The following is a 2,500-nucleotide window of genomic DNA, read 5'->3' as shown; positions in this document are numbered from 1 at the left end:
CCCCTGGTCTGTGCCACCCCCACACACTTGCGTGCATAGGGGTCACGCTTCTTCCGAAGTTACGCGTGCAATTTGCCGAGTTCCTTCAGCATAGTTCTCTCAAGCGCCTTGGTATACTCTACCAGACCACCAGTGTCGGTTTCGGGTACGGACTATAAGCAGGAGCTATTTCCTGGAACCTCTCCGCTGCCCGACCAATCCGATAAGGTCGAACAACTTGTGAGATCCGTCACTACCTGCAGGCTCACGAATATTAACGTGATTCCCATCGACTACGCCTTTCGGCCTCGTCTTAGGGTCCGGCTAACCCTGCTCAGATTAACTTTAAGCAGGAACCCTTGGTCTTTCGGCGGGGGAGTCTCTCACTCCCCTTACGTTACTCATGTCAGCATTCGCACTTCCGATACCTCCAGGAGCCCTCACGGGTCTCCCTTCGCAGGCTTACGGAACGCTCCGCTACCGCTTGCGAGCAAGCTCGCAAACCCAAAGCTTCGGTGTATGGCTTTAGCCCCGTTACATTTTCGGCGCAAAGACCCTTATTTAGACCAGTGAGCTGTTACGCTTTCTTTAAATGATGGCTGCTTCTAAGCCAACATCCTGGTTGTTTTGGGATCCTCACATCCTTTCCCACTTAGCCATAACTTGGGGACCTTAGCTGTTGGTCAGGGTTGTTTCCCTTTTCACGACGGACGTTAGCACCCGCCGTGTGTCTGCCGACTAGTACTCCTCGGTATTCAGAGTTTACTTAGGTTTGGTAATCCGGTGAGGACCCCTAGCCCATGTAGTGCTTTACCCCCGAGGGTATTCGGTCGACGCTCTACCTAAATAGATTTCGCGGAGAACCAGCTATTTCCGAGTTTGATTGGCCTTTCACCCCTAGCCACAAGTCATCCCGAACTATTGCAACAGTTATGGGTTCGGCCCTCCAGTAGGTGTTACCCTACCTTCAGCCTGCTCATGGCTAGATCACTCGGTTTCGGGTCTAATGCGACGAACTGAACGCCCTGTTCAGACTCGCTTTCGCTGCGCCTACACCTACCGGTTTAAGCTTGCTCGTCACACTAAGTCGCTGACCCATTATACAAAAGGTACGATGTCACCCTTGCGGGCTCCATCTGTTTGTAGGCAACCGGTTTCAGGTACTTTTTCACTCCCCTTGTCGGGGTGCTTTTCACCTTTCCCTCACGGTACTAGTTCGCTATCGGTCATGCACGAGTACTTAGGCTTGGAGAGTGGTCTCCCCATGTTCAGACAGGATTTCACGTGTCCCGCCTTACTCAAGGACTTTTGCTCGCATTACGCGTACGGGGCTGTCACCCGCTACGGCCACACTTTCCAGAGTGTTCCGCTTGTCTCGCAAAAGCCGCTGGCCTGGTCCGGGTTCGCTCGCCACTACTTCCGGAGTCTCTGTTGATGTCCTTTCCTACGGGTACTTAGATGTTTCAGTTCCCCGCGTTCGCTTCTTTCACCCTATGTATTCAGGTGAAGATACCTATTATCGATACTTGGAAACCACAGCAGCAAGTTGCCCTGCTGCTCTGATTTTCCAAGCACCTTAGGTGGGTTTCCCCATTCGGAAATCGTCGGATCAAAGGGTATTCGCACCTCCCCGACGCTTATCGCAGCGTATCACGTCCTTCATCGCCTGTGCATGCCAAGGCATCCACCAATTGCCCTTAAGACACTTGATCGTTCTCATTGCCAATGCCCATCTCAGCGCAATCCCGAAGGGATTGTCGCCTACGCAAACCCGAAGGGTTTGTCGCGCCCGGCGCAATCTCGAAGAGATTGTCGCCACGACACGACACCCGAAGGCTGCCGGATGGAATTGGCATAAAAAGACCAGCTTCTCGAGATCGGTCCGGGGGCGCGGTTAGGCTTACCCATCATGTGCCGCGGATTGAGCGTCCACGGCGACGGACCGTATCCATCATCGCCCGGCCGCCTACGGAAGGTTATGGACCTTCCAGGACCAGGCTCCGAATACGGAACCCGAACAAATCTTCTCTTCACGATGTCATGCAGAACAAGCGGAAGGCGCGAGCCTTCCACAAACCTTGTATGCGAATGATCTTTCCATCCTCTCGACACCAACGCGACAATCCTGCGGATTGCGCTGTAATGGTGGAGCCGGACGGGATCGAACCGACGACATCCTGCTTGCAAAGCAGGCGCTCTCCCAGCTGAGCTACGGCCCCTGATACCCTACCTGTAGGAAAGGATGGTGGGCCTGGGAGGACTTGAACCTCCGACCTCACGCTTATCAAGCGCGCGCTCTAACCAACTGAGCTACAAGCCCTAGCAGAGCACACGTCGCTGGCAGGCCGACATCCACGAGGCGATGCCTCGCAAGGCCGCCAAAAAAGACGTCGACTTCCCGTCGGCGCTCATGCGCCGCCCCCGCGGAGCGCCAGGCTGCGAAGCAGCCGGTACGGCGCGTGAGCGCTAATCATTCGCAGAAGAAAGAGAAACGAAGGCGGCAGATCCGCTCTTTGTATGC

The 2,500-nt window shown here is 54.9% G+C and carries 2 tRNA genes and 1 rRNA gene (1 of these 3 cut by a window edge); all 3 read right to left on the bottom strand.

Features of this window, described 5'->3' with window-relative positions:
* A 23S ribosomal RNA gene (locus RB623_RS30215) occupies window positions 1-1,691 on the bottom strand; it reaches 1,111 nt to the left of the window's first position.
* A gap of 431 nt (window positions 1,692-2,122) precedes the next feature.
* Window positions 2,123-2,198: transfer RNA gene (locus tag RB623_RS30210), tRNA-Ala, on the bottom strand.
* Window positions 2,199-2,222: 24 nt separating this feature from the next.
* A tRNA-Ile gene (locus tag RB623_RS30205) sits at window positions 2,223-2,299 on the bottom strand.
* Window positions 2,300-2,500: the final 201 nt, after the last annotated feature.

It is taken from the genome of Mesorhizobium sp. LHD-90 (assembly GCF_030929505.1).
Lineage (GTDB): Bacteria > Pseudomonadota > Alphaproteobacteria > Rhizobiales > Rhizobiaceae > Kumtagia.
This window is presented reverse-complemented; position numbering and strand designations above follow the sequence as displayed.